24 protein-coding genes and 1 tRNA gene are annotated in these 22,945 nt (G+C 60.8%); 5 read left to right on the forward strand and 20 right to left on the reverse strand.

The window, feature by feature from the left end:
- Window positions 1-36: 36 nt before the first annotated feature.
- Window positions 37-1,239, forward strand: a complete 1,203-nt coding sequence (locus tag RAK1035_RS14870; protein ID WP_008280936.1) for a M23 family metallopeptidase — start codon at window positions 37-39, stop codon at window positions 1,237-1,239.
- A 12-nt stretch (window positions 1,240-1,251) separates the two neighbouring features.
- Here the strand turns inward: RAK1035_RS14870 and RAK1035_RS20410 are convergent, their stop codons facing one another.
- From RAK1035_RS20410 to dusB, 8 genes are all read right to left on the reverse strand, one after another.
- The gene (locus tag RAK1035_RS20410; RefSeq protein WP_008280937.1) at window positions 1,252-1,422 is read right to left on the reverse strand and encodes a hypothetical protein; all 171 of its coding nucleotides are present in this window, start codon (window positions 1,420-1,422) and stop codon (window positions 1,252-1,254) included.
- A complete protein-coding gene (locus RAK1035_RS14875) occupies window positions 1,419-2,522 on the reverse strand; it encodes a YeeE/YedE family protein (protein WP_008280938.1) in 1,104 nt (367 codons plus the stop codon). The genes RAK1035_RS20410 and RAK1035_RS14875 overlap by 4 nt, the downstream gene beginning before the upstream one ends.
- A 48-nt stretch (window positions 2,523-2,570) precedes the next feature.
- Window positions 2,571-3,512: a sulfurtransferase gene (locus tag RAK1035_RS14880; RefSeq protein WP_037297623.1), complete on the reverse strand. Its 942-nt coding sequence runs from the start codon at window positions 3,510-3,512 to the stop codon at window positions 2,571-2,573.
- 195 nt (window positions 3,513-3,707) lie between these two features.
- A complete protein-coding gene (gene ntrX / locus RAK1035_RS14885) occupies window positions 3,708-5,117 on the reverse strand; it encodes a nitrogen assimilation response regulator NtrX (RefSeq protein ID WP_008280940.1) in 1,410 nt (469 codons plus the stop codon).
- 7 nt (window positions 5,118-5,124) lie between these two features.
- Window positions 5,125-7,440: an ATP-binding protein gene (locus RAK1035_RS14890; protein WP_441346847.1), complete on the reverse strand. Its 2,316-nt coding sequence runs from the start codon at window positions 7,438-7,440 to the stop codon at window positions 5,125-5,127.
- A 52-nt stretch (window positions 7,441-7,492) separates the two neighbouring features.
- Entirely contained in the window at window positions 7,493-8,854 is a 1,362-nt protein-coding gene (locus RAK1035_RS14895; protein ID WP_008280942.1) for a response regulator, read from the reverse strand.
- A gap of 2 nt (window positions 8,855-8,856) precedes the next feature.
- Window positions 8,857-9,930, reverse strand: coding sequence for a two-component system sensor histidine kinase NtrB (locus tag RAK1035_RS14900; RefSeq protein ID WP_008280943.1), 1,074 nt, complete (start codon window positions 9,928-9,930; stop codon window positions 8,857-8,859).
- Window positions 9,927-10,928, reverse strand: coding sequence for a tRNA dihydrouridine synthase DusB (gene dusB, locus RAK1035_RS14905; protein ID WP_008280944.1), 1,002 nt, complete (start codon window positions 10,926-10,928; stop codon window positions 9,927-9,929). The genes RAK1035_RS14900 and dusB overlap by 4 nt, the downstream gene beginning before the upstream one ends.
- Before the next feature lie 161 nt (window positions 10,929-11,089).
- Here dusB and RAK1035_RS14910 point away from each other — a divergent pair, with 161 nt between their 5' ends.
- Genes RAK1035_RS14910 through RAK1035_RS14920 form a run of 3 tightly spaced genes read left to right on the forward strand, consistent with a single transcriptional unit; the run spans window position 11,090 to window position 13,187 of the window.
- On the forward strand, window positions 11,090-12,232 hold the full coding sequence (locus RAK1035_RS14910) for a bifunctional 2-C-methyl-D-erythritol 4-phosphate cytidylyltransferase/2-C-methyl-D-erythritol 2,4-cyclodiphosphate synthase (RefSeq protein WP_008280945.1): 1,143 nt from the start codon (window positions 11,090-11,092) through the stop codon (window positions 12,230-12,232).
- A complete protein-coding gene (locus RAK1035_RS14915) occupies window positions 12,223-12,720 on the forward strand; it encodes a phosphatidylglycerophosphatase A family protein (RefSeq protein ID WP_008280946.1) in 498 nt (165 codons plus the stop codon). The genes RAK1035_RS14910 and RAK1035_RS14915 overlap by 10 nt, the downstream gene beginning before the upstream one ends.
- On the forward strand, window positions 12,717-13,187 hold the full coding sequence (locus RAK1035_RS14920) for a CinA family protein (protein ID WP_008280947.1): 471 nt from the start codon (window positions 12,717-12,719) through the stop codon (window positions 13,185-13,187). Before RAK1035_RS14915 ends, RAK1035_RS14920 begins: the two co-directional genes overlap by 4 nt.
- Before the next feature lie 15 nt (window positions 13,188-13,202).
- Here the strand turns inward: RAK1035_RS14920 and RAK1035_RS14925 are convergent, their stop codons facing one another.
- Window positions 13,203-13,655: a type II toxin-antitoxin system RatA family toxin gene (locus tag RAK1035_RS14925; RefSeq protein WP_083803319.1), complete on the reverse strand. Its 453-nt coding sequence runs from the start codon at window positions 13,653-13,655 to the stop codon at window positions 13,203-13,205.
- Window positions 13,656-13,726: 71 nt separating this feature from the next.
- Between RAK1035_RS14925 and hpt the strand changes: the two genes are divergently transcribed.
- A complete protein-coding gene (gene hpt / locus RAK1035_RS14930) occupies window positions 13,727-14,275 on the forward strand; it encodes a hypoxanthine phosphoribosyltransferase (protein ID WP_008280949.1) in 549 nt (182 codons plus the stop codon).
- Here the strand turns inward: hpt and RAK1035_RS14935 are convergent.
- The 11 genes from RAK1035_RS14935 to RAK1035_RS14985 form a co-directional block, all read right to left on the reverse strand.
- Window positions 14,276-14,352, reverse strand: a tRNA-Arg gene (locus RAK1035_RS14935).
- Window positions 14,353-14,400: 48 nt separating this feature from the next.
- Complete coding sequence (locus tag RAK1035_RS14940) at window positions 14,401-15,621, reverse strand: cysteine desulfurase (RefSeq protein WP_008280950.1); 1,221 nt, start codon at window positions 15,619-15,621, stop codon at window positions 14,401-14,403.
- Between the two features lies 1 nt (window position 15,622).
- The gene (locus tag RAK1035_RS14945; RefSeq protein ID WP_232279195.1) at window positions 15,623-16,219 is read right to left on the reverse strand and encodes a Yip1 family protein; all 597 of its coding nucleotides are present in this window, start codon (window positions 16,217-16,219) and stop codon (window positions 15,623-15,625) included.
- Window positions 16,216-16,701 (reverse strand): hypothetical protein, encoded by a 486-nt coding sequence (locus tag RAK1035_RS14950; RefSeq protein WP_008280952.1) that lies wholly within the window; start codon window positions 16,699-16,701, stop codon window positions 16,216-16,218. The genes RAK1035_RS14945 and RAK1035_RS14950 overlap by 4 nt, the downstream gene beginning before the upstream one ends.
- Window positions 16,701-17,990 (reverse strand): Fe-S cluster assembly protein SufD, encoded by a 1,290-nt coding sequence (gene sufD, locus RAK1035_RS14955; protein ID WP_008280953.1) that lies wholly within the window; start codon window positions 17,988-17,990, stop codon window positions 16,701-16,703. The genes RAK1035_RS14950 and sufD overlap by 1 nt, the downstream gene beginning before the upstream one ends.
- Entirely contained in the window at window positions 17,990-18,745 is a 756-nt protein-coding gene (sufC, locus tag RAK1035_RS14960) for a Fe-S cluster assembly ATPase SufC (protein WP_008280954.1), read from the reverse strand. The genes sufD and sufC overlap by 1 nt, the downstream gene beginning before the upstream one ends.
- A 32-nt stretch (window positions 18,746-18,777) precedes the next feature.
- Window positions 18,778-19,383, reverse strand: a complete 606-nt coding sequence (locus RAK1035_RS14965; protein WP_008280955.1) for a hypothetical protein — start codon at window positions 19,381-19,383, stop codon at window positions 18,778-18,780.
- A 1-nt stretch (window position 19,384) separates the two neighbouring features.
- Complete coding sequence (locus RAK1035_RS14970) at window positions 19,385-19,699, reverse strand: heavy metal-binding domain-containing protein (protein WP_037297626.1); 315 nt, start codon at window positions 19,697-19,699, stop codon at window positions 19,385-19,387.
- Between the two features lie 23 nt (window positions 19,700-19,722).
- Entirely contained in the window at window positions 19,723-21,246 is a 1,524-nt protein-coding gene (sufB, locus tag RAK1035_RS14975) for a Fe-S cluster assembly protein SufB (protein ID WP_008280957.1), read from the reverse strand.
- 17 nt (window positions 21,247-21,263) lie between these two features.
- Window positions 21,264-22,307, reverse strand: a complete 1,044-nt coding sequence (locus RAK1035_RS14980; RefSeq protein WP_008280958.1) for a cysteine desulfurase family protein — start codon at window positions 22,305-22,307, stop codon at window positions 21,264-21,266.
- Window positions 22,308-22,372: 65 nt separating this feature from the next.
- Complete coding sequence (locus tag RAK1035_RS14985) at window positions 22,373-22,834, reverse strand: Rrf2 family transcriptional regulator (RefSeq protein WP_008280959.1); 462 nt, start codon at window positions 22,832-22,834, stop codon at window positions 22,373-22,375.
- Between the last annotated feature and the right edge of the window lie 111 nt (window positions 22,835-22,945).

The raw sequence follows: 22,945 nt of genomic DNA on the forward strand, positions 1-22,945 counted from the left end.
CCCAAGGCCCCGGCCAACAAGGGACCACTCAAGAGGATGATCGAGATGCGCAAATTTTCCCGCTCCGCACCGCTTCTGGCGACGATGGCCTTCGCTCTGGCGGCCTGTGATAAACCGCTGGATCTCGACATGCGCGGCGCTTTTGGCAATGCCCCCAGCACCGCCGAGGCGGCACGCAATGCCACCGCCCCGCGCCCACAACCCGATGCGCGCGGCATCATCTCTTACCCCGGCTATCAGGTCGCCGTGGCCGAGCGTGGCGATACCGTCGGCAGCCTTGCCCGCCGCATCGGGGCCGACCCCGGAGAGATTGCCCGCTTCAACGGCGTGCAGACCGGCGATCCCCTGCGCAAAGGCGAAATCATCGCCCTGCCCGGCCGCGTCGCCGAACCCTTGGGCGGCCCGATCCAATCGCCCTCCGGCGTCGACATCGGCAGCATCGCCGATGGTGCGATCCGCCGCGCGGATTCCCAGACTGTGACCGCCACCGCCTTGCCTCCCGCAACGCCCGGCACCGCCACAGCCCCGGCGCAGGTCGGCGCAGAACCCGTGCGCCACAAGGTCGAGCGCGGCGAAACCGCCTTTTCCATCGCCCGGCTCTACAATGTCTCGATCCGCAGCTTGGCCGATTGGAACGGGCTAGGCCCGGATTTCGCGGTGCGCGAGGGGCAATTCCTGCTGATCCCGGTGGCGCTTCCGGGCGAGAAAACCGAACCCTTTGACGAGGCGGATGTGGTCGCCGTCACGCCCCCCGGCGCAGGCACGCCCACCCCGACCCCGCCGAGCGCCTCCAAACCGCTGCCCGACGAGGTCACAACCCCCAAGGCCGCGCCGGTCGAGAAAATCGCCGCTCCCGATCTGGGCAAGACCGAAACCAAGACCACGAGCGCGCGCATGGCCTTCCCGGTCAAGGGCGATATCATCCGTGAATATGCCAAGGGCCGCAATGATGGCATCGACATCTCCGCCGCTCCGGGCGCGCCGGTCGTGGCCGCTGATGCGGGCACCGTCGCCGCCATCACCGAGGATACCAACGGCATCCCGATCATCGTGGTCAAACACGCAGGCTCGCTCTTGACCGTCTATTCCAATGTCGAAGGTCTGACCGTCAAGAAAGGCGATAGCGTGACACGCGGCCAAAAGCTGGCCGAGATCCGTCGTACCGGCACCCCCGCCCTGCATTTCGAGGTGCGCGACGGGTTCGACAGCGTCGATCCGATGGGCTTTCTCGGGGGCTAACTGTCTCGGGGTTTATTTCGGCGGCGGTGCGGCGCAATGCGCCCCCGCCGCCGCCATGCCAGAGCCAAGCGCCAGCATCGGCGGCGCGGTATAGGGATTGAGCGGCTCTGCCGTCCCGGCATCAAACGCAACAATCGCGACGATCAGCACCAGCACTGCACCTGTCACATGCGCCCGGATCATTTGCGCGCCTCCAACCCCAAAAAGGGTCGCAACCGCACGCCCACCCAAGACCCGGCAAAGGCCGCGACAAACCACACCCAGCCATGCGCCGATCCGGTGCCGATACCGCTGAAAAACGCGCCGATGTTGCAGCCAAAGGCCAGCCGCGAACTATAGCCCAGCACCAGCCCCGCGATGATCACCGCAGCCCAGGCCCGCGCAGGCAGAACACCCACCGGCGAGGCGAGACCGGCCCGCCACCACGCCATCAGCGCCGCCCCCCCGATCAATCCGAAATCGGTGAGCGAGGTCACATCCGTCAGCACACTTGCCGCCACCTGCCCCTGATTGCCCGGTGCCGACCAGAACGCCGATCCCGACAGATCGCCCCCCACGGCCACCACCACCTTGGCCACCCAGAGACCCAAGCCGTAAACCACGCCCCAAGGTTGCCCCGCCACCACCAGATGCAGGATCGCCAGCCCCGCAAGTGCCAGAATTGCCCCCCAATACCGCGCAGGCAGGCGATAAGAGCCGGGCTTGCCCACCATCAGGGCAAGGGCCGCGACTGCGCCCAGACCCACCATCGTGATCGCCAACCCCTGCCCGCCCGACAGCGCGACGACCGGTAGACTGCCCAGATTGGTCCACCATGTCAGGTGATACGCGCCCGCAAAACTGCCAATGGCAAAGAATGGCAGCGCCACCGCGCCGATGGCATTGCCGCTCCCGGCATTGACCAGCGTGCCCGATCCACAGCCCAGAACGATCTGCATCGCCGCGCCGAACACAAAGGCACCGCCGATCATCGCCACGCCAATCGGCGCATGCGCACCCTTCAGCTCTGCCCCATTCGCCGCCAAAAGCGGAAAGGCAACGCTCGCCACAAGGGCAATGCAAATAAGCTGTGCCAACAACCCCGAGGCATCCCGCTCAAGGATCATCCGCCGCCATGGCCCGGTAAAGCCAAAGCGAAACCCTTCAAGCGCCAGACCAAAGCCAAGCCCGATCAGCAGCAAAAGACCATAGCGGGGCCCTGCGAACAGGGCCACCGCCAGAACCACCGCCGCCACAGCGGCCAGAGCCAAAAGGCGCGACAGAGCGCCGGGTGAGGACGACATCGCGGCAGAAGCGGCTTGGCTCACGCGGGGCTCCTATCAGGTGTTATTTCAGTATTTGCCGGTGATCTTGTTCAGCAGATTCTGGAACAGCCCCGGCACATTGGCCATGTCATAGCCCGCATTCGACCAGCCGACCATAGATTCGGGATACATCCGCACCCCTTCAATGCCCGCCACTTCGCTCAGGGCGAACCAGTTGGTCGCGGCCCAATGCCCGGTGTTGCAGAAAGAAACCAGCCGATCCCCCGCCTCAAACCCGTTTTTCGTTGCCAACTCGCGGATCAGGTCCGGCTTGATCAGCGACGGCTCATCATTCCCGAACCAACGGTCATGCGTGAAATACCGCGATTGCGGCAAGGTGCCCGGTTGGGTGGCCGCGGCATGCTTGGTTTCACCCTTCCAGAACGCTTCGGGGCGCGCGTCGATCAATTCGGCGCTGTCCTTGCCGTCGATGATCGCCTTCACATCCTCGCGCGTGGCGGTCCAGGTCGGATCATAGGTCACAGTTATATCGCTTGGGGTGATTGCCCCTGCTGCACCCGTCGCGGTCGGTTTGCCCGCCTGTTCCCAGGCGTTCATACCACCGTTGAGAATAGCCAGATCCGTCAGCCCACTCGACTTGAGCGACCAATAGACCCGCGCTGCCGCGCCAAAATCGGTCTGATCGCTGCCTTGATGCACAACCACAATGGGCCGTCCCGCCGTCACACCCAGACTGCGCAGAACTTCGGTCATCTTGTCTTCGGGCACGATTTGTCCGGGATTGTCGGCCGGTCCGCGAAACAGCCCATAAGGTGCCGGGATCGCCCCCGGAATATGCCCGGCCTCATAAGCGTCACCGGGGCGAATATCGAGCACGATCGCCTCTTGTGTCGCCTGCGCCTGCGTCACCTCCTCCGGGTTGGTGAGCGGCCCCAATTGCGCCATCGCGGTGAGCGGTGCTACAGCCAGCGCCGCCGCCAGTCCCAGTTTTCTAAAGCTGTCAAACATGGTGATCTCCCCTTGATGTTCTGACGCCGTACCTAGGCCCGGCATAGCGTAACAACAAGACATCCGCCCCTATTTCGCAGCCGCGCGCGCGAATAAGACGCATCGTCCGGTCAGCGGGATGTCATCCCATCAAGATACTACAACGCCGCTCAAATACGAATATTTTTCCAATTCATACGTAACGCCCAGATCATTCTATCCGAATGCCTCAAAATCCTCACTCTCGTCCCCGCGCCCCGAACCCTTGGCCCCGGTCACAATGCCCAAGGATTTCAGCTTGCGATGCAAGGCGCTGCGCTCCATGCCCACAAACTCCGCCGTGCGGCTGATATTGCCGCCAAAGCGGTTGATCTGTGTCAGCAGATATTCCCGCTCGAACGCTTCGCGCGCCTCACGCAGGGCCATGGTGGCAATCGCCCCCGACAACACCACACGCCCCTCGTCAACCGGCCCGCTGCTCTCGCTGGGCAATTCGCGCGCCGCAATCGGCCCGCTGCCTTCGCCCAAGATCAACACCCGCTCGATCACATTGCGCAACTGCCGCACATTCCCCGGCCAGCGCATCGTCTGCAACAGCGCCGCCGCCTCCTCGCTCAGGGACCGCAGCGCGAGCCCTTGGGTCTTGTGGAACATGGCAATGAAATGCTCAGCCAGCGCCGGAATATCCTCGCGCCGCTCTTCGAGGCTCGGCACCGCAATCGGCACGACATTCAGCCGATGAAACAGCTCCCGCCGGAATCGCTCGGCGGCAATCTCCGCTTCCAGATCCCGGCTGGTCGAAGAGATCACCCGCAAATCCACCTGAATCTTGCTGCTGCCCCCCACCCGCAAAAACGTCTGATCCACCAATACCCGCAAAATCTTGGATTGCGTGCCCATCGGCATATCCGCAACCTCGTCAAAATAGATCACCCCGCCATTGGCCTCTTCCAACAGGCCCGGCACCACGCCACTCTCGTCAGATTCGCGACCAAAGAGCACCTCTTCCATCCGCTCCGGCGCGATCGAGGCACAGCCAACCGTGACAAACGGTGCCGAAGCGCGCGCCGAATTGGCATGAATATAGCGCGCCGCCAATTCCTTGCCGGCCCCCGCAGGGCCCGACAGCATGACGCGGCCGTTGGATTTCGTCACCTTGTCCAATTGCCCCATCAGCGCCCGAAACGCCGAAGCCTCGCCCAACATCTCCGACGGTGCCGTTTCCCGCCGCTTCAACGCCTGATTTTCCCGCCGCAACCGGCTGGTTTCCATGCCGCGCCGGATCACCACCATCAACTGATCAATGTTGAACGGTTTTTCGATAAAGTCATAGGCGCCCTGCTTGATCGCCGCGACGGCGATTTCGATATTGCCATGGCCCGAGATGATCACCACCGGCACATCCGGATATTCGCGTTTGACCGTCTTGAGGATATCGATCCCGTCCATATGGCTATCCTTGAGCCAGATATCGAGGATCAAGAGGCCCGGCTGTTCCGCGGCAATCGCTGCCATCGCCTCGTCAGAATTGCCCGCCCGACGGGTGGCATAGCCTTCATCCTCCAGAATATCCGAGATCAACTCTCGAATATCACGCTCGTCATCGACAATCAGAATATCACTCATCGGTCCCTCAAACAGCCAATTTGGCCTCTACAGTGTCTTGCACAACCAGCGGCAGGCTGACCACGGCCATCGCCCCTGCATGTGCCCCCGCCTCGAACGGTTCGGCATCGACCAGCACCAACGTTCCGCCATGCTCTTCGATGATCTTCTTCACGATGGGCAGGCCAAGACCTGTGCCCTTGTCGCGCGTCGTCACATAGGGCTCGAACAGCCGCGCGCGGTCCTGCGGCAACCCGATCCCATTGTCAGAAATGCGGATCACGGCGCGGTCTTCCTCGATTCCGCTCTCGATCCGAATCGTTGGGCGATGCCCGTCTGGCGCTCCTTTTTCTTGAAGCGTTTCAATCGCTTCCCCGGCGTTCTTCACCAAATTCGTCAGGGCCTGCCCGATCATCGCCGCGTCAATATCTGCCCTAAGCGGTGCCGTATCCAACCGCAGGTCGAACACAACCCCCGGCTGCCCAGTCTCTTGCAATAGCACGACCTCGCGCAACACCTGACTCAGGCTCTCTTGCTGCGTCACCGGCTCTGGCATCCGCGCAAACTTGGAAAACTCGTCAACAATCCGACGCAGATCATTGGTCTGGCGCACCACAACATCGGTCAATTGCTCGAGGCTCTGCGCCTCTTCGGGCGGCAACTGCTTGGCAAACTTGCGCTTGATCCGCTCAGCGCTCAATTGAATGGGCGTCAGCGGGTTCTTGATTTCATGCGCAATCCGGCGCGCCACATCCCCCCATGCGGCCATGCGCTGCGCGCTCACAAGATCGGTCACATCGTCAAACGCCACCACATAGCCCTCGCGCGTGCCCGCCTCGCTGATCCGGGTCGACATCCGCACCAGCAAATTTTCCTGCCGCGTGCCGCGCATCACCTTGATTTCTTCTTGCACAAATCCGCCCGGCACCATGCGCAGCCGATCAAACAGCGCACCAAATTCCGGCACCACCGCATTCAGCGCCAGCGATTGCTGATCCTCGGACCAATCCAGCAACCGCTCTGCCGCACGGTTGACAAAGGTCACGCGCCCCTCAGCATCCAATCCCACAACGCCCGATGACACAGACCCAAGCACCGAGTCAAACAGCCGCCGCCGTCGCTCGATCTGCTGCGTATTGGTCAAGAGCGCCTCACGCTGCCCCTTCAATTGCCGCGTCATCTGGTTGAAATAGGTGCTGAGTTGCGCAATTTCGTCGTCGCCCTCCTCCTCGCGCACCTGCGTATCCAGATCCCCCTCGCCCACACGCTGCGCCGCAGAGGTCAGCCGCCCAACCGGTTGCGACAGCCGCTCGGCAAACCACATGCCCAGCCAGATCGCCGCAAGGATCAGGATCACGGCAAACCCTAGATACAAGAGCCCGAATTCAAACAGAACCCGCCCCCGCTCACTCTCGCGCTGCTTGTAGAAATTCGCGGTTTCCTTGGTCTCATCCAGCAGGTTCAAAATGGCCCCATCCACCGTGCGGCTCACGTAAAGCAACCGGTCGGGCAACGCCTCAAGCGGCATCAGCGCGCGAAACTCGTTATTCTCCCAATCCCGGATCACCACCACGCCCTCGGCCTGCGCCTCGGCAATCTGCGCCGCCGTCGGGCGCTCATAGTCAAACAGATACGACCGCTCACCGCGGGCCCGGATCTCGCCCGTGCCATCAATCACAAAGGCCTCGCGCAGCCCCCGCTGAATCTCGCGCTGCCCAGAGGACAGAACTTGCCGAATATCCCCATCCGTCATGAATACGGCGGCGCGTTTGGTGGCATTGATCACCCGCGCCAGCACGCGAATATCCGTCTCCAGATCGCGGCGATGTTCCTCTTCATAGGCCTGCGCCGCTGCAACGGAACTGTCCACCACCCGGCCCACACGCTCGGAAAACCACGCCTCTAGGCCCATATTCACCGACAATGTCGCAAACACCGCCACGGTAATCGTGGGCAACAGCGCCATCAGCGCAAACACCCCCGTCAACCGCAGGTGCAGCCGTGATCCCGCCGAGCGACTGCGCCGCGCCGCCACCATCCGCGCCACGCGCTGCATGACCAGCCCGGCCACCATCAACACATAGATCATGTCGCAGAGCAGAACCAGCCGTAGCCCGTTCGACGTGGCCCCCTGATCAAGCGGCCCCATCATAAGATAGGTCGCAAGCGCCAGCACAGGACCCAACAGCACAAGGCTCAGCGTTGCCCCATTCTGAAGACGCTGCAACCGGCGCAGGCGGCTCACACCCTCCCACGACAACCGTCTGCCCCTGAACCCGCGTGTCTGCGTTGCCACGCACACCCCCCATTCCCTCGTGGGGCTGCATCTGCTTCCCCGCAACATATGGGCTGTCAGAGGGCACAAGCCCCCGTTCAGCAACAGCCCTGTTGCAGTTTTACATCAACTTGCGGCGGCGTGTCACGTTAATATCCAAATCGGTGATCTTCTTGCGCAACGTATTGCGGTTGATGCCAAGCAGATCGGCGCATTTCGCCTGATTGCCCGCCGTAGCATCCAAGGCAATCTCGATCAAAGGCAGCTCGATTTCCCGTAAAACGCGAGTATATAGCCCCGGTGGCGGCAAGGCATCGCCATGCAGATCGAAATACCGCCGCAAATGCCCCGCAACCGACGCTGTCAGGCTTTCGCCCCGCCCCTCGCGCATCACCGGCTCGGCGCGCGGCTGATTTCCCAGCACCGCCTCAACCTCGGTCCGGCTGATTTCCTCTGCCATTGCGGTCAACCCGATTCGCCGCACGGCATTCTCCAACTGCCGCACATTGCCCGGCCAGCTATAGGCGCGCATCAGCTCGGCCGCCTGTTCCGACAGATGCCGCGCGGGTTGTCCATCCCGCTCGTCGCGCGCCAGAAAATGCTCTGCCAACAGCGGAATATCCTCAACCCGTGCCCGCAAACTTGGCACGTCGATCACCGCCCCGCTCAGCCTATAATAAAGATCCTCGCGCAAGGTCCCCTCTTCCAGCGCCTGCCCCGGCGGCACCCGGCTTGTGGCCATGAACCGCGGCACATGATCGCCCGGCGCATCCATCATCCGCACCACCCGGCCCTGCGCCTCAAGCGGCAGATCCGTCACCTCGTCGAGAACGATCGTGCCCCCCTTGACCCGCGCCATGATCCGCGATGGCCCATCCAGCTCGCGCAAATCCCCTGGCGTGACCGTGACAAAAGGCAACGTGCGACGGTCTGAGAAATCATGGATCGCCTTGGCAATAAGCGATTTCCCCGTGCCCGACTCGCCACAGATCATCACCGGCAGATCGGTATTCATGATCCGCGCCACCACCCGGTAAAGCGCCTGCATCGCAGTGGTCCGCCCGATCAGCGGCAATTCCTCGGGCCGCTCCACCTCGACCTCGCGGATGGGCCGCCGTGCCCGGCTTTCAAGCGCCCGCGCTGTGCGCTTCATCAGGTCCGGCAGGTCAAAGGGCTTGGGCAGATAATCATAGGCCTCCGCCTCTGCCGCCTTGATCGCTGTCATGATCGTGTTCTGCGCCGAAATCACGATCACCGGCAAACCGGGCCGGTCCTGCGCGATCTTGGGCAGCATCTCAAGGCCGTTGCCATCGGGCATCATCACATCCGAGATGACAACATCGCCCTTGCCCTCACCGACCCACCGCATCAGCGTGGTCAGGCTCGAGGTGGCATGCACCCGGCACCCCGCCCGTGTCAGCGCCTGCGTCAGAACCGTGCGGATCGTGCGGTCGTCATCGGCGACCAGTACCGTGCCATCCATCCTCAAGCCTCCTTGGTTGCGTCCGCTGCCCGTTGCAACGAAATCCGAAACACCGTGCGTCCCGGCACGGAATTGACCGAAATCCAGCCGTCATGGTCCGAAATGATCTTGGCCGCCAAGGCCAAGCCCAACCCCGTCCCATTCTCGCGCCCCGAAACAAAGGGATCGAACACCTGATCGGCAATCTCTGGCGGCAGACCGGGGCCATCGTCGATGATCTCGATCTGAAGGGGGAGCGCCTTGCCCTGCCCTTCGCCCCGCCGCACCCTGAGCGACTGTTCATAATAGGTATGCAGACGGATTGTGCCGGGTCTGCCCCGCGCCGCCTCTGCCGCGTTCTTCAAAAGGTTCAGCACCACCTGCAGCAGTTGATCACTATCGCCAAGCGCCAGAGGCAGCGATGGATCGTAATCCTCGATCAGCGCCATATGCGCGGCAAAGCCCAGCATGGCAGAGCGCCGCGCACGGTCGAGCACATCATGCACATTGACCGGTCGCATATCCGGCGCACTGATATTGCCAAACTGCTCGACCCGCTCCAACAGGCTCACGATCCGGCGGCTCTCGCTCACGATGAGATCGGTCAGTTCCAGATCCTCTGGCCCCAAAGTCATCGACAAAAGCTGCGCCGCGCCGGTAATGCCCGCCAGCGGGTTCTTGATTTCATGCGCCAGCATTTCCGCCATGCCGATCGCCGATTTCGCCGCCGATTTCACATTGCTGTTCTGCACCATGCGCCCAGCCAACTCGCGCGGACTGATCAGCATGATCATATGCCCCGGACAGCCCGTCAGCGGTGCCACCTGCAAATTGCACTGCATCGGCGCGCGCTCGCCCGTGCCCACATCGACATCATTGACAAAAAGCGGGGCATCATTCGCCCGCGCCCGCTCGAACGCCTCTTCCAGCGGTGCGTTGACCGCCAGCTTGTCCCACACCGGCTGTCCCATCAGCGCCCGTGACGACGACATCATGAACCCTTCCGCCGCCGGGTTGATCCCCGCGATGCGGTCCTGCGGATCAAGCAGGATCGCCGGCACCGGCAGCGAGGTCCAGATCGCATCCTCCCCGCTCATGCTGCTGCCCGCGCGTCCATTGCCCGCGCCTCCATCGCTTCGGGCAAGTGCTCCAGCACCACAGCAGGCGTGCGCGCCGTCAGCACCGCCCGCCGCAGGCGATCACCCGTGCCCGCCGCATCCATATACCAACCCAGATGCTTGCGCGCGACGCGCAGGCCCAGGTCACCCCCGTAAAAGCCGAGCATCGCCTCGTAATGCCCCGCCACAAGATCGGCCAAGGCCGCCCCCTGCGGCACCAAGGGGGCCGCGCCCTGCCCCATCGCCGCCGCCACCTCTGCCAAGACCCAAGGCCGCCCACGCGCGCCCCGGCCAATCATCACACCCGCCGCCCCCGACTGTGCCACCGCCTTGCGAGCCGTGGCACTGTCGACAATATCGCCGTTGACGATGACTGGAATGTTAACAGCCGCAACAATGTCCGAAATTGCCGCCCAATCGGCGGCTCCTGTGTAAAACTGACAGCGCGTGCGCCCATGCACCGTAACCATCGCCACGCCCGCCGACTCTGCCCGCCGCGCCAATTCCGGCGCGTTCAGGCAATCGTGATCCCAACCTAGGCGCATTTTCAACGTCACCGGCACATCAACAGCGCCAACAACCGCCTCGATCAGCCGCAGCGCATGATCCGGATCCCGCATCAAGGCCGAGCCCGATGCGCCAGATCCGCTGCCACTCACCACCTTCTTGGCCGGGCACCCCATGTTGATGTCGATGATCCGCGCGCCGTGATCCGCAACCACCCGCGCCGCCTCTGCCATCCACTGCGCATCGCAGCCCGCCAGTTGCACCGCCGTGCTTTCGGCCCCGAGGCCCAATTCCGCTTTACCGCGTGCCGAGGGTTTGGCCTGCACCATCTCTTGGCTGGCGACCATTTCACTTACCACAAGCCCCGCGCCAAAGCTCGCCACCACGTTGCGAAACGGCAGGTCCGTGATTCCCGCCATTGGCGCCAAAAGAACCGGTGTCGCCAAAGCCTTGTCCGCGATCCTGAGCATGTCCCTGCCTAATCCTTGTGCACAACCTCGGTTCTACCCGTGAACCCTGTGTCAAACAATGATCACAGGCCCAAATAACAGTCGCAGCGCGACGTAACGCCTAATAAATAGGCAGATGCTCAGCCATTGCGCTTGGATAAAACCCGCCCTAATCAAGAGGCATGACAACCGCCGCCCTCATCGTCGCCGCCGGTCGTGGCACCCGCGCAGGCGGGGACTGCCCCAAGCAATGGCAGCCCCTTCTGGGCCGCCGCGTGATCGACTGGACGCTCGACGCCTTTCTGGGTGCCGATGGAATCGACCGCATCTTGGTCGTGCTCCATCCCGACGACCTCGGCCAGCTCGCCCCTCATCCCCGGATCACGGTCACAACCGGCGGTGCAACCCGGTCTTCTTCGGTCCGAAATGGGCTCGAAGCGCTGGCAAGCGACCCGCCCGATCACGTGCTTATCCACGATGTCGCGCGCTGTTGTACAAAATCAGCTTACATAGCTTACATAGCTTACAAAATCGCCAACACCGACTTGCCCGCACTGGCCCCGGCATTGCCCGTCACAGATGCGCTCTGGATTGGGGCCGAAGGCGAGGTAACCGGCACCCGCGACCGCACCGGCCTCTACCGCGCCCAAACGCCGCAAGCCTTTGATTTCAAAACTATCCTTGCCGCTCATCAGGCGCATGAAGGCGACGCCGCCGATGATGTTGCCGTGGCCCGCGCCGCAGGCATAAAGGTTGCCATCCTCGACGGCGATGAGGATAATCTCAAGATCACCCACCCGCACGACTTTGCGCGTGCCGAGAAAATACTTGGAAATCAGATGGATATACGTGTCGGCTCAGGTTTTGATGTGCATCGCTTCGGCCCCGGCGACCATTGCATGCTCTGCGGTGTGGCCGTCCCCCATGATCGCGGTCTGCAAGGCCATTCCGATGCGGATGTAGGGCTCCACGCTCTCGCAGACGCGATATATGGTGGTTTGGCGCAGGGCGACATTGGCCGCCACTTCCCCCCCAGCGATCCCCAATGGAAAGGGGCCGACAGCCACAATTTTTTGCGTCATGCTGTTGCATTGGCATCCGAGTTAGGATTTAAAATCAATAACATAGATGTCACTCTTATCTGTGAACGGCCCAAGATAACGCCCCATGCCCCCGCCATGCAGGCCGCTTTGTCCAAGATCACCGGCATTGCGCCGGACCGGATTTCCGTCAAAGCCACCACCTCCGAACGCCTTGGCTTTACCGGACGAGAGGAAGGCATTGCCGCGCAGGCCGTTGTGACATTGGTCAAGACATGCGCCTAACCCATCTGATTTGCACGTTTTTTTACGTGGGCCACCTGCGCCCAGCTCCAGGCACTTGGGGGTCTCTTGCGGCTCTGCCTGTGGCATGGGTGCTACATCTGGCCGGTGGTCCCGCCCTCCTCCTCGTGGGAATTGTACTCGCCTTCGCTTTAGGATGGTGGGCTACCCATCTGGAAACAAAAGGAAAAGATAACCACGACCCGTCAGAGATCGTGATCGACGAGGTGGCCGGCCAATGGCTTGCCTTTTTGCCAGTGTCGATTGGGGCGTCTCATGCCGGGGCTGACCTCCTAAGCCTTTGGCCAGGTTTTGTTTTTTCATTCGTCGCCTTTCGGTTCTTCGACATAACCAAACTCGGCCCCATCGGCTGGGCTGACCGCCGCAATGACGCACTTGGCGTCATGCTTGATGATATCCTCGCAGGCCTTGCCGCAGCCCTCTGTGTGCTGCTGGCCGCAGGATTCTATCACGGGGTTCTAGACCTATGATCACAAACGAAATTCTAACACTCGCCAGCACGCGCGGCCTCATGATCGCCACCGCAGAAAGCTGCACAGGCGGCATGGTGGCCGCCGCCTTGACCGATGTTCCCGGCTCCTCTGCTGTGGTTGAACGTGGCTTTGTAACCTATTCAAATACCTCGAAAATCGAGATGCTAGACGTGTCAGAGCACACGCTCGCCACCTATGGCGCAGTCTCAGAGCAGGTGGCACAGGAAATGGCGCAAGGGGCCCTCAGCCATAGCACCGCCCATCTCGCCGTATCCATCACCGGTATCGCAGGCCCCGGCGGGTCCGAGCACAAACCCGAAGGTCGCGTTTGCTTTGGCCTCGCGATGGCGGGCCACCCGACCAAAACGGAAACGGTTGAGTTTGGCCCTCTGGGCCGCAGCGGTGTTCGTGAAAACGCGCGCGACCACGCTTTGAAAATGCTTTTTATCGCTTTAAATGAGTAACTTGTCGCCCATAATTCATGCAGCGCCATACAGCTCTTGTGCCCGCTGCTCAAAGGCCCGCACGATCCGCTTCATCGCCTCGTAGAAAAACAGATCCGCTGCCGATTGCAACAACCTGTTTTTGAAGGCAAAATCCACATCAAAGCTGACCTCGCACCCGCCTTCGACATCGTGAAACGCCCAGTTCGAGCGCATGTGGTGAAATGGCCCCTCCAGATATTCGGTCTCAATCCGCCGCATCTCGGGCCAGAGCACAACGCGACTGCCAAAGCGTTCACGGAACACCTTGAAACTAATCACAAGATCCGCCTCCATGATTTCAGACCCATCGTCTTGCGGGCGCACGGATCGCACCCGCGCGGCCGCCGTCCACGGCAGGAATTGCGGGTAGCTGGCCACATCAGCGACAAGCGTATACATCTGCTCAGCCGTGTAGCGTAGAACACGTGTTTCTGAATGTGTTGGCATGCGCCCCCCGGTTTCCGCGTGACAGTGCGTCGCTTTTTCCTAGACTGTCCAGGGATGTTCAAGGGGGTCACATGCCGCAGCACGCCTATGTTATCGATAAAATGATCTCGGCCAAGAGCATAGCCGCGCGAATCGAGGCGCTTTCGCATGAGATCAAGGCCGAATTTGCAGGCACCCAAAAATTGGTGGTGGTGGGCCTCTTGCGCGGCTCTTTCATCTTTATCGCCGATCTCGTGCGCGAGCTTGACCTGCCGGTCGAGGTTGATTTTGTTGAGACCTCTTCTTATGGAAACGCCATGGAAAGCAGTCGAGAAGTGCGTATTCTCAAGGACTTGCGTGGCGATATTGAAGGGCGCGACGTGCTTGTTGTCGAAGATATCGTGGATACAGGTCATACACTTTTTCACGTGCTGCACCTCCTCCAGAGCCGAAGGCCGCATAAGCTCCGAACCATCGCCCTTCTCGACAAACCCTCCCGCCGCGAGGCGGATATTCGGGCCGACTGGATCGGGTTCGAGATCCCCGATGAGTTTGTCGTGGGCTATGGCATCGACTATGCCCAACGCAATCGTAACCTGCCCTATATCGGCAAGGTGAGATTTGTCACTGAGGAGCGTTAATGGCGGACCCAAGAGGATTCGAACCTCTGGCCTCTGCCTTCGGAGGGCAGCGCTCTATCCAGCTGAGCTATGGGTCCACTTTTGCGGTGGTATAGCGGGGCCAGACCGGCCCCGCAATCGTAAAATCAGCCGAAAAGCTCATGCGCCAGCTCAAGAGCTTCGACCAACACATCCACTTCTTCGCGCGTGTTATACATGGCAAAAGACGCGCGGCAGGTGGCACTTACCCCCAGATGCTCCATCAGCGGCCCGGTGCAATGCTGCCCGGCCCGCACCGCCACGCCCTTTTTGTCGAGAATGGTCGAGATGTCGTGGGCATGCGCAGCACCTTGCATGGTAAAAGAGAAAATCGCCGCCTTATCCGGTGCCGTGCCTTGCACATTGATCCAGTTGAGCCCCGCCAAACGTTCTTGCGCATAGTGGCTCAGATCATCCTCATGGGCGCTGATCGCCCCCATGCCAATGCCCATCATATACTCCAAGGCGACCCCTAGGCCAATCGTTTGGACGATGCCCGGCGTGCCCGCCTCAAACTTCATTGGCGGATCATTATAGGTCACCCCGTCGCGCGTCACCTCGCGGATCATATCGCCGCCGCCCATGAACGGGCGCATTTCGGCCATCCGCTCTTTTCGGACGAAAATCGCCCCTGATCCCGACGGCCCATAGAGCTTGTGCCCAGTGATCGCGTAAAAATCACACCCCATCTCATCAAGGTTGAGCGGCATATGCACCGCCGCTTGAGAGCCATCAACCAGCACCGGTACACCGCGCGCCCGGGCAGCATCGCAGATCGCCTTCACATCAACCTTGGTCCCCAACACATTGGAAAGATGTGTTATTGCAATCAGTTTCGTCTTGGGCGTGATCGCATCAATCACCTTTTGCGGGTCGAGAGAACCGCGCGAATCCACATCCACCCATTTCAGCGCGACGCCCTGACGCTCGCGCAGAAAGTGCCACGGCACGATGTTGGCGTGATGCTCCATGATGCTCAGGATAATCTCGTCACCGGCTTCCATGCGTGGCATCGCCCAGCCATAGGCGACCATATTGATGCCCTCGGTGGTGCCAGAGTTGAAGATGATCTGATCCTCATCGGCCACCCCCAGAAACCGCGCAACGATCCCGCGCACCGCCTCGTATTTCTCGGTGGCGAGGTTGCTTAGGTAATGCAGCCCGCGATGCACATTGGCATATTCCATCGAATACGCCCGAGTGACTGCGTCGATCACCACCTGCGGCTTTTGTGCGGATGCCCCATTATCCAAATAAACCAAGGGTTTACCGTTCACTTCTCGTGCAAGGATTGGGAAATCGGCACGAATTTTCTCGACATCGAACATCTTATGCCCCTCCCATTGCGGCCACGCCGACAAGGTTTAGCAGAATGCTTAGTCCGACCGCCATTGCGGCAATGGACAGGATGATAATTCCAAATGATTTCAGCATGTTGTCATAGCGGTGCGCCGTATCTACGAATCCTGTCAGGATATAAATCCCCCAGACCGACGACACAAAGATCAACAGGGCTGCCACCGTTGGCAAGGCCAGAACAAGCACGGCAACCGCCGCTTGCAGGATAAGGCGCAGGACCTGCAACCAGCAAATCAGCACCAGAACATCCTGCACTGCCGCCTTGCCCCCCAGCATGCCGCCGACCCAAAAGAGCGCATAGACCGTGATGACAAGCGCCCCCAACAAGAACAGGGTGAAAAGCAGCGGCGAATGAAACGCCGGCGGCATCAGCGTTGGCGCGGTCGGGTCCATCGGCGGCGCAAGGCGCAATGACACAGAATACACGATAGCATTGAGCACCGACATCAGCACCAGTGCCATCCACAGTATCTGCTGCGGCAGGCCAAACCCGATCAGCGCCCGTGCCGCCTCTCGCGGGCGAAACAAGGTTTCCAGCAACAGCGCTTTGAACTCTGCCTGCGTCATGCCCCGCCCCATTCTGCCTCGATCAACCCCGACACCCAGAACCACAGGAAAACCAGCAACCACAAAAGGCCCACCCCCTGCAATTCAAGCCCAGGCCCGACGAATCCAGCGACAAGACCATGTAACAAGATCAACGGACTAGCGGCCAGAAACGCCCAGAAGAGGGCAATCCGCGCGCCAAAGGCGGTTCCTTTGCCACGCAACACCCGTGCAATGCCATGGCTCATAAGTGCCAGTGCATAGAGGATCAACGGCGCAATAAAAATCCAAGCCAAGAGCGAGGCCCCCAGCAGCGGATTAAGCTCTTGGCCCGTCAAATGCGCCTCTCGCGCAAGGCGTGGCCATTGCGCCACAAACACCACCACACAGGCCGCAATCAGCATCACCAGCGCGCGGTCTTCACGCGGGCCCATGGCCAACAAGCGCCGCACCACCCGGCGCGGACCGCGATAGGTGGCCACAAGATCGGTCGTGACCGGCATCAGCGGCGCCTGCGCTCCAGCCAGGCAGCAAGCTGGCTGTTGATATCCTCGCGCAGGCCCTCATCCTCGATTTCCTCAACGGCTTCGGCCAGAAACGAGAGCGTCAGCAGATCGGTTGCGATCGGCCGCGGAATGCCCCGCGCCCGCAGATAATAGAGCGCATCCTCGTCAATCGCCCCCGAGGTCGAGCCATGCGAACAGGCCACGTCATCGGCATAGATTTCCAGTTCCGGCTTGGCCAGGAACTGGCTGTCCTCATCCAACAAGAGCGCTTGGCTGATCTGATAGCCATCCGTCTTTTGTGCGCCGGGTTTCACCAGGATCTTACCTTGAAACACGCCCGTCGCCCCGTTGCGCAGCACTTTTTTGAACACCTGTCGACTCTCACAGCGCTGCGCATCATGGGTCACGAAGACCGTGTCATCCTGATGGAAATCTCCATCGCCCATGGCGGCCCCTGCCACATGCGCCACCGCATCATCGCCCAACAGCTCAATCACACATTCATTGCGTGTCATCACCCCATTGGCCGTCAGGGTGAAGGATTTAAAGAGGCTCTCCGCTCCCAACCGGGCAAAGACATGGGTCGCGGCGCGCCGTTCGTGATCACGCCCCTGCGTGCGGATATGGTGAAACCGTGCGCCGTCGCCGACGTCAACTTCCATCACCTTGTTGAACCGCGCGGCGGCGGGGCCATTCTCGAGAATGGTAACTTCGGCCTCGGGATCAAGCTTGATCACATGATGCAGGATCGCATCAGAAACCTCTGATTTATGCACATAAACCAGATTGATGGGCTTGCTCGGGCGGCCCGTCACATGGATCAGAACCCCGTCCGAGGCATAGGCGGTGTTCAGAGCGGCGAGCGGACGCACCACAGGCGTTTGCCCACGTTCTTCGAGCACGCCGTAGAGATCGCGCACCCAATGGATATCGCTCTTCGCGGCCATGCTCAGCCGGTCGATACGCACCCCTTCCAGTGTCAGATCATCACTCGCCTCGGCATCGAACACGCCATCGACGAAAACCAGCTTGAGCCGATCAACCGCTGCAAAGCTATCCGGCTCATCGTCATTGAGAAACAGCGCCGCATGCGGTGCCTCGGCTTGCGCCAGGCTGTCGGGGCGAGTGAATTTCCAGTATTCATCGCGCCGATCCGGCAGGCCCATAGCCTGCAATCGCGTCAGCGCCGCCTCACGCGCGCCCGTCGCCCAAAGCCCGCCTTTGGGCAATGTCATGGCCTCCAGCCGCGCCTCAAGCGCTGTTTGCTTAGCTTGCGGCTGCGCCATCACGCGACCTCCGCCAGAATATCGGCATAGCCGTTCTGCTCGACTTCGAGAGCAAGTTCGGGCCCGCCGGTCTTGATGATGCGCCCATCATACATGATGTGCACGACATCCGGTTTGATATGGTCAAGCAACCGCTGGTAATGCGTGATCACCAGAAAGGCACGGCCCGCATCGCGCAGCGCATTCACCCCGTCCGACACCAGTTTCATTGCGTCCACGTCCAAGCCCGAATCGGTCTCGTCGAGAATGCACATCTTGGGCTCCAGCATCGCCATCTGGAGGATTTCGTTGCGCTTTTTCTCACCCCCGGAGAAACCCACATTGACCGGACGCTTCAGCATATCGGCGTCAATCTGGAGCGTCTTCGCTTTTTCCCGGACGACCTTAAGGAACTCTGCCGCGCTCATTTCCTCTTCGCCGCGCGCCTTGCGCTGCGCGTTTACGGCGGTGCGCAGAAAGGTCATGTTACCCACGCCCGGAATTTCGACCGGGTATTGAAACGCCAGAAACAGCCCCGCCGCCGCGCGCTCTTCTGGGTCCATGTCGAGCAGATCAACACCGGCCAGAGTGGCACTGCCATCCGTCACCTTATAGCCGTCGCGCCCCGAAAGGACATAGGACAACGTCGACTTGCCAGAGCCGTTGGGCCCCATGATCGCATGCACTGTGCCGGCCTCAACACTCAGGTTGACCCCTTTGAGAATGGTCTTGTCTTCTTCTTCAAGATCGACGTGCAGGTTATTGATTTCCAACATTTTCCATGATCCTTCTATATATCTTGGCGGCATCAGGGCCGCGTCATCATCTCTATGATCGTCAAGAGGTGCGCAGGGTTCACACCCTGCGGGGTCACCTCGAATTCTGCCATCCGCCCGATCATCCGCCGGGGCGCGCCGATGAAATCCTCGATCCGGTGGTAATGCTTGCGCGGGGCGTAATCGTCGAACAGAACCGTGACAGGTCGCTGAGTGCGCAGCGCCGCCGCCAGGGCACAGCCGGTACGAAACCGCCCGTCCACCAACACCACATCGGGTTGCGCGAAACCTGCCATATCCCAGATCTTGAGCGGATATTGCGCATAGGTCTTCCAACCACTCGCATCGCGCGGGAAGCCCCAATCCTTGGTCGGTCCGACATCAGACCAGATCACGTCCACCTCTGTGCCTGCCACGGGTGGATTTTGTGCAAACCAACCACGCATCATTTCGGCCCAGGCCTGATCGCTTTCGACCGAAAAGACCCGCTTGCCCTGCATCTCGGCGGCCACCACGGTCGAACCGCCAGACCCATATTCAAGGATCACCCCCGCCCGCGCATACACCTCGCGCAGATGCGCCGCTTCTGCATCGGGCAGGGTAAGAACCGGCCTGTCTATGGTGTCTGACCCAACCATATCAGTCCAGTACGACCGCTGTGCCGCTGGCCGAGACCATAAGCATCGAATCGCCCACCACCTCGTAATCGAGATCGACCCCAACCACGGCATCGGCCCCAAGCTCTGCTGCGCGCTCTTCCAACTCGCTTAACGCGACTTCACGCGCTTCGCGCAGCTTGCTTTCGTAAGAGTCAGACCGACCGCCCACCACATCGGTGATCTGCGCAAAGAAATCGCGCACGATATTGGCCCCCATGATTGCCTCACCCACGACGATGCCGCGATAATCCACTATCTTGCGGCCTTCTACACTCGGAGTTGTGGTTACAATCATCGCACTTTCCCCGAGGGTGGACGTTAGCCCACCGACCCTTCCAACGAAATCGCCACCAACTGCTGCGCTTCCATGGCAAACTCCATCGGCAGCGCCTGCAACACGTCGCGGCAGAATCCGTTGACGACAAGCGCCACCGCCTCTTCCTCGTCCATGCCACGGGCGCGGCAATAGAACATCTGATCGTCATCCACCTTGGAGGTGGTGGCCTCATGCTCGACCCGGCTCGAGTTGTTCTTGACCTCTATATAGGGCACGGTATGCGCGCCGCATTTGTCACCAATGAGCAAGCTGTCGCATTGCGTGTAATTGCGGCTGTTCTTGGCTTTGGGGTGCATGCTGACCAACCCACGATAGGTGTTCTGTGCATGGCCCGCGCTGATGCCCTTGGACACGATGCGTGACCGGGTATTCTTGCCCAGATGGATCATCTTGGTGCCGGTATCGGCCTGCTGATAGTTGTTGGCGATAGCGATGGAATAGAATTCGCCTTGGCTGTCATCGCCGCGCAGGATGCAGGACGGGTATTTCCAAGTGACGGCAGAGCCGGTTTCCACCTGCGTCCACATCACCTTGGCCCGGTCGCCCCGGCAGTCGGCGCGCTTGGTGACAAAGTTGTAGATGCCACCCTTCCCGTTCTCATCGCCCGGATACCAATTCTGCACCGTGGAATATTTCACCTCGGCGTCTTCCTCGATGATGATCTCGACCACAGCGGCGTGCAACTGGCTGGTGTCACGCTTGGGCGCGGTGCAGCCTTCAAGATAGCTGACATACGATCCCTTGTCGGCGATGATCAACGTCCGCTCGAACTGCCCCGTATTCTCGGCATTGATCCGGAAATAGGTGCTCAATTCCATCGGGCAGCGCACGCCGGGCGGCACATAGACAAAAGACCCGTCTGAAAAGACTGCCGAATTCAGCGTGGCATAGAAATTGTCACTGACCGGCACGACAGAGCCGAGGTATTTCTTGACCAGTTCAGGATGCTCGCGGATCGCCTCGGAGATGGAGCAAAAGATCACCCCGGCCTGGCGCAGTTCCTTTTGAAAGGTGGTGCCCACGGACACCGAATCAAACACCGCGTCGACCGCCACTTTGCGGCCTTCGGCGGGCGCATCCTCTGCCCCCTCAACCCCGGCAAGGATCAACTGCTCCTTGAGCGGAATACCAAGCTTTTCATAGGTTGCCAGCAGCTTGGGATCGACCTCGTCCAATGACTTGGGCTTGACCTCCATCGACTTGGGGCGCGCATAGTAATACTGCGCCTGAAAATCGATCTTGGGGTAATCGACCATCGCCCATTCGGGCTCTGTCTTGGTCAGCCAGCGGCGATAGGCTTCAAGCCGCCACTCGGTCATCCATTCCGGCTCTTCATTCTTGGAAGAGATCAGCCGCACGATGTCCTCATTCAGGCCAAGCGGCGCGTAATCCATCTCGATATCGGTATTCCAGCCGTATTTATACGCCTCGCCGACTTGACGGACCGCATCGACGGTTTCCTGGTCTACCCCGTCTTTGACCTGAACCTTGTCCACAGCAGCCATTCCCCTCTCCTTACGTCTCAGGCCAAACGGCCACGATGTTTTTGCAAGCGCTTCAGCCAACTCTCGGCAAAGCGTAAAATGTCGTCCTCGGTCGTCTGCGGCCCCAGCGATACGCGGATAGCGCTTCCCGCCATGGCCTCGTCAAACCCCATCGCGCGCAGCACCCGACTGGATTTGACCTTGCCACTGGAGCACGCACTCCCGGCAGAGATCGCAAACCCGGCAAGGTCCATCGCCATCACCTGTGTTTCGCCCTTCCATCCGGGCGTGATGAAACAACTGGTGTTCGGCAATCGCGGCGCAGCTTTCCCGACAAAAATAGTCTCATTTGAAAACTCTGCAATGGTATTTTCTAGAATGTTTCTAAGTTTTTCGATGGGGCCCCAGATACCCTCGGCCAAATCATGCCCGGCCGCCTCTGCCGCAGCCCCGAATCCGGCGATTCCAACCACATTCTCGGTGCCCGCACGGCGGCCCATTTCCTGCCCACCCCCTCGGATCTGCGCCGCAAGATCGGTGCCGCGCTTGATCACCAGCGCCCCTACCCCTTTCGGTCCGCCAAGTTTATGCGCCGAAATCAACGCCATCTCGACACCGGACCAGTTAAAGGCCAGCGGCAGCTTGCCAAAGGCCTGGGTCATATCGCTAACGGCCAGCCCATTGGGCAGCGCTTGCACCACGCCGGTTTCGGAATTGGCCAGTTGCAAGACAGCCTGCGCCGGATCCGCAACCGCAACCCGCCCGTCGGTATCAGCCGGCAAATCGGGCGTTATCCAAGACGTCAGCGCGTCATGCTCGACCGCAGCACCATGGAGGTGTCGCCCAATACAGGCGAGCGCCGCCGCTTCGGTCGCCCCAGAGGTGAAAATCACATCAGCCCCATCCGCGCCAAGCGCCGTCGCCACTTGCGCCCGCGCGCGCTCGATCAGCCCTTTGGCGGCGCGCCCCTCGGCATGCACGCTCGAGGGGTTACCGATCAGATCCATCGCGTCCAGCATGGCCTCGCGCGCTTCAACGCGCAGCGGGGCGGTTGCGTTATAATCGAGATAGACTCTCTGCATGATTGTCCGTTCTTCCAAGTGAAATACGCAGGGTCTGCGACAGCGCAGCCCTTACACAAGCCTGATCACTCGTCATCCACCACGGCAAAAAGATGCGGCACCGCCGGACAGGGTGCCAACGAATTGCCCGCCACATCGCTCAGCCGCGTTTGGTGCAAGAACACATAGACATGCGCACTCAGCCCCTCCCACAAACGGTTGGTCATAGACTGCGCCCGCGATCCGCTCGCGGCACCCGAGGCACCCGCGCCCTTGTGCAGCGCATCAATCGTCTCATCCACTGCCGCCAGAATATCCGTGACCCGGATTTCCGACGCCGGGCGCATCAGACGATAGCCCCCACCGGGCCCGCGCACCGATTTCACCAGATCTGCCCGCCGCAATTTGACGAAAAGCTGCTCCAGATACGGCAGCGAAATATCCTGCCGCCTCGAAATATCGCCAAGAGTCACCACCGATCCCGCCGGCTGCAAGGCGATATCGACCAGTGCAACCATCGCATAGCGCCCTTTTGTGCTCAGTTTCATTGGCGTCCCCCCACGCGAACAGATTGACCTTGCGCGACACAAGGCTTATCTCGCTCTGAGCCATCCTGGCCCGGATCACAATTTAGAACATTTCTAAGGTGCCCGAGCGAA

Origin of the sequence: Roseovarius sp. AK1035 (assembly GCF_003288315.1) — a bacterium.
GTDB lineage: Bacteria > Pseudomonadota > Alphaproteobacteria > Rhodobacterales > Rhodobacteraceae > Roseovarius > Roseovarius mucosus_A.

Excerpts from the sequence above, each read along its gene's own strand:
- RAK1035_RS14870 (WP_008280936.1), top strand. The coding sequence starts at position 37 with ATGATCGAGATGCGCAAATTTTCCCGCTCCGCACCGCTTCTGGCGACG.
- RAK1035_RS20410 (WP_008280937.1), bottom strand. The coding sequence starts at position 1,422 with ATGATCCGGGCGCATGTGACAGGTGCAGTGCTGGTGCTGATCGTCGCG.
- RAK1035_RS14875 (WP_008280938.1), bottom strand. The coding sequence starts at position 2,522 with ATGTCGTCCTCACCCGGCGCTCTGTCGCGCCTTTTGGCTCTGGCCGCT.
- RAK1035_RS14880 (WP_037297623.1), bottom strand. The coding sequence starts at position 3,512 with ATGTTTGACAGCTTTAGAAAACTGGGACTGGCGGCGGCGCTGGCTGTA.
- ntrX (WP_008280940.1), bottom strand. The coding sequence starts at position 5,117 with ATGAGTGATATTCTGATTGTCGATGACGAGCGTGATATTCGAGAGTTG.
- RAK1035_RS14890 (WP_441346847.1), bottom strand. The coding sequence starts at position 7,440 with ATGTTGCGGGGAAGCAGATGCAGCCCCACGAGGGAATGGGGGGTGTGC.
- RAK1035_RS14895 (WP_008280942.1), bottom strand. The coding sequence starts at position 8,854 with ATGGATGGCACGGTACTGGTCGCCGATGACGACCGCACGATCCGCACG.
- RAK1035_RS14900 (WP_008280943.1), bottom strand. The coding sequence starts at position 9,930 with ATGAGCGGGGAGGATGCGATCTGGACCTCGCTGCCGGTGCCGGCGATC.
- dusB (WP_008280944.1), bottom strand. The coding sequence starts at position 10,928 with ATGCTCAGGATCGCGGACAAGGCTTTGGCGACACCGGTTCTTTTGGCG.
- RAK1035_RS14910 (WP_008280945.1), top strand. The coding sequence starts at position 11,090 with ATGACAACCGCCGCCCTCATCGTCGCCGCCGGTCGTGGCACCCGCGCA.
- RAK1035_RS14915 (WP_008280946.1), top strand. The coding sequence starts at position 12,223 with ATGCGCCTAACCCATCTGATTTGCACGTTTTTTTACGTGGGCCACCTG.
- RAK1035_RS14920 (WP_008280947.1), top strand. The coding sequence starts at position 12,717 with ATGATCACAAACGAAATTCTAACACTCGCCAGCACGCGCGGCCTCATG.
- RAK1035_RS14925 (WP_083803319.1), bottom strand. The coding sequence starts at position 13,655 with ATGCCAACACATTCAGAAACACGTGTTCTACGCTACACGGCTGAGCAG.
- hpt (WP_008280949.1), top strand. The coding sequence starts at position 13,727 with ATGCCGCAGCACGCCTATGTTATCGATAAAATGATCTCGGCCAAGAGC.
- RAK1035_RS14940 (WP_008280950.1), bottom strand. The coding sequence starts at position 15,621 with ATGTTCGATGTCGAGAAAATTCGTGCCGATTTCCCAATCCTTGCACGA.
- RAK1035_RS14945 (WP_232279195.1), bottom strand. The coding sequence starts at position 16,219 with ATGACGCAGGCAGAGTTCAAAGCGCTGTTGCTGGAAACCTTGTTTCGC.
- RAK1035_RS14950 (WP_008280952.1), bottom strand. The coding sequence starts at position 16,701 with ATGCCGGTCACGACCGATCTTGTGGCCACCTATCGCGGTCCGCGCCGG.
- sufD (WP_008280953.1), bottom strand. The coding sequence starts at position 17,990 with ATGGCGCAGCCGCAAGCTAAGCAAACAGCGCTTGAGGCGCGGCTGGAG.
- sufC (WP_008280954.1), bottom strand. The coding sequence starts at position 18,745 with ATGTTGGAAATCAATAACCTGCACGTCGATCTTGAAGAAGAAGACAAG.
- RAK1035_RS14965 (WP_008280955.1), bottom strand. The coding sequence starts at position 19,383 with ATGGTTGGGTCAGACACCATAGACAGGCCGGTTCTTACCCTGCCCGAT.
- RAK1035_RS14970 (WP_037297626.1), bottom strand. The coding sequence starts at position 19,699 with ATGATTGTAACCACAACTCCGAGTGTAGAAGGCCGCAAGATAGTGGAT.
- sufB (WP_008280957.1), bottom strand. The coding sequence starts at position 21,246 with ATGGCTGCTGTGGACAAGGTTCAGGTCAAAGACGGGGTAGACCAGGAA.
- RAK1035_RS14980 (WP_008280958.1), bottom strand. The coding sequence starts at position 22,307 with ATGCAGAGAGTCTATCTCGATTATAACGCAACCGCCCCGCTGCGCGTT.
- RAK1035_RS14985 (WP_008280959.1), bottom strand. The coding sequence starts at position 22,834 with ATGAAACTGAGCACAAAAGGGCGCTATGCGATGGTTGCACTGGTCGAT.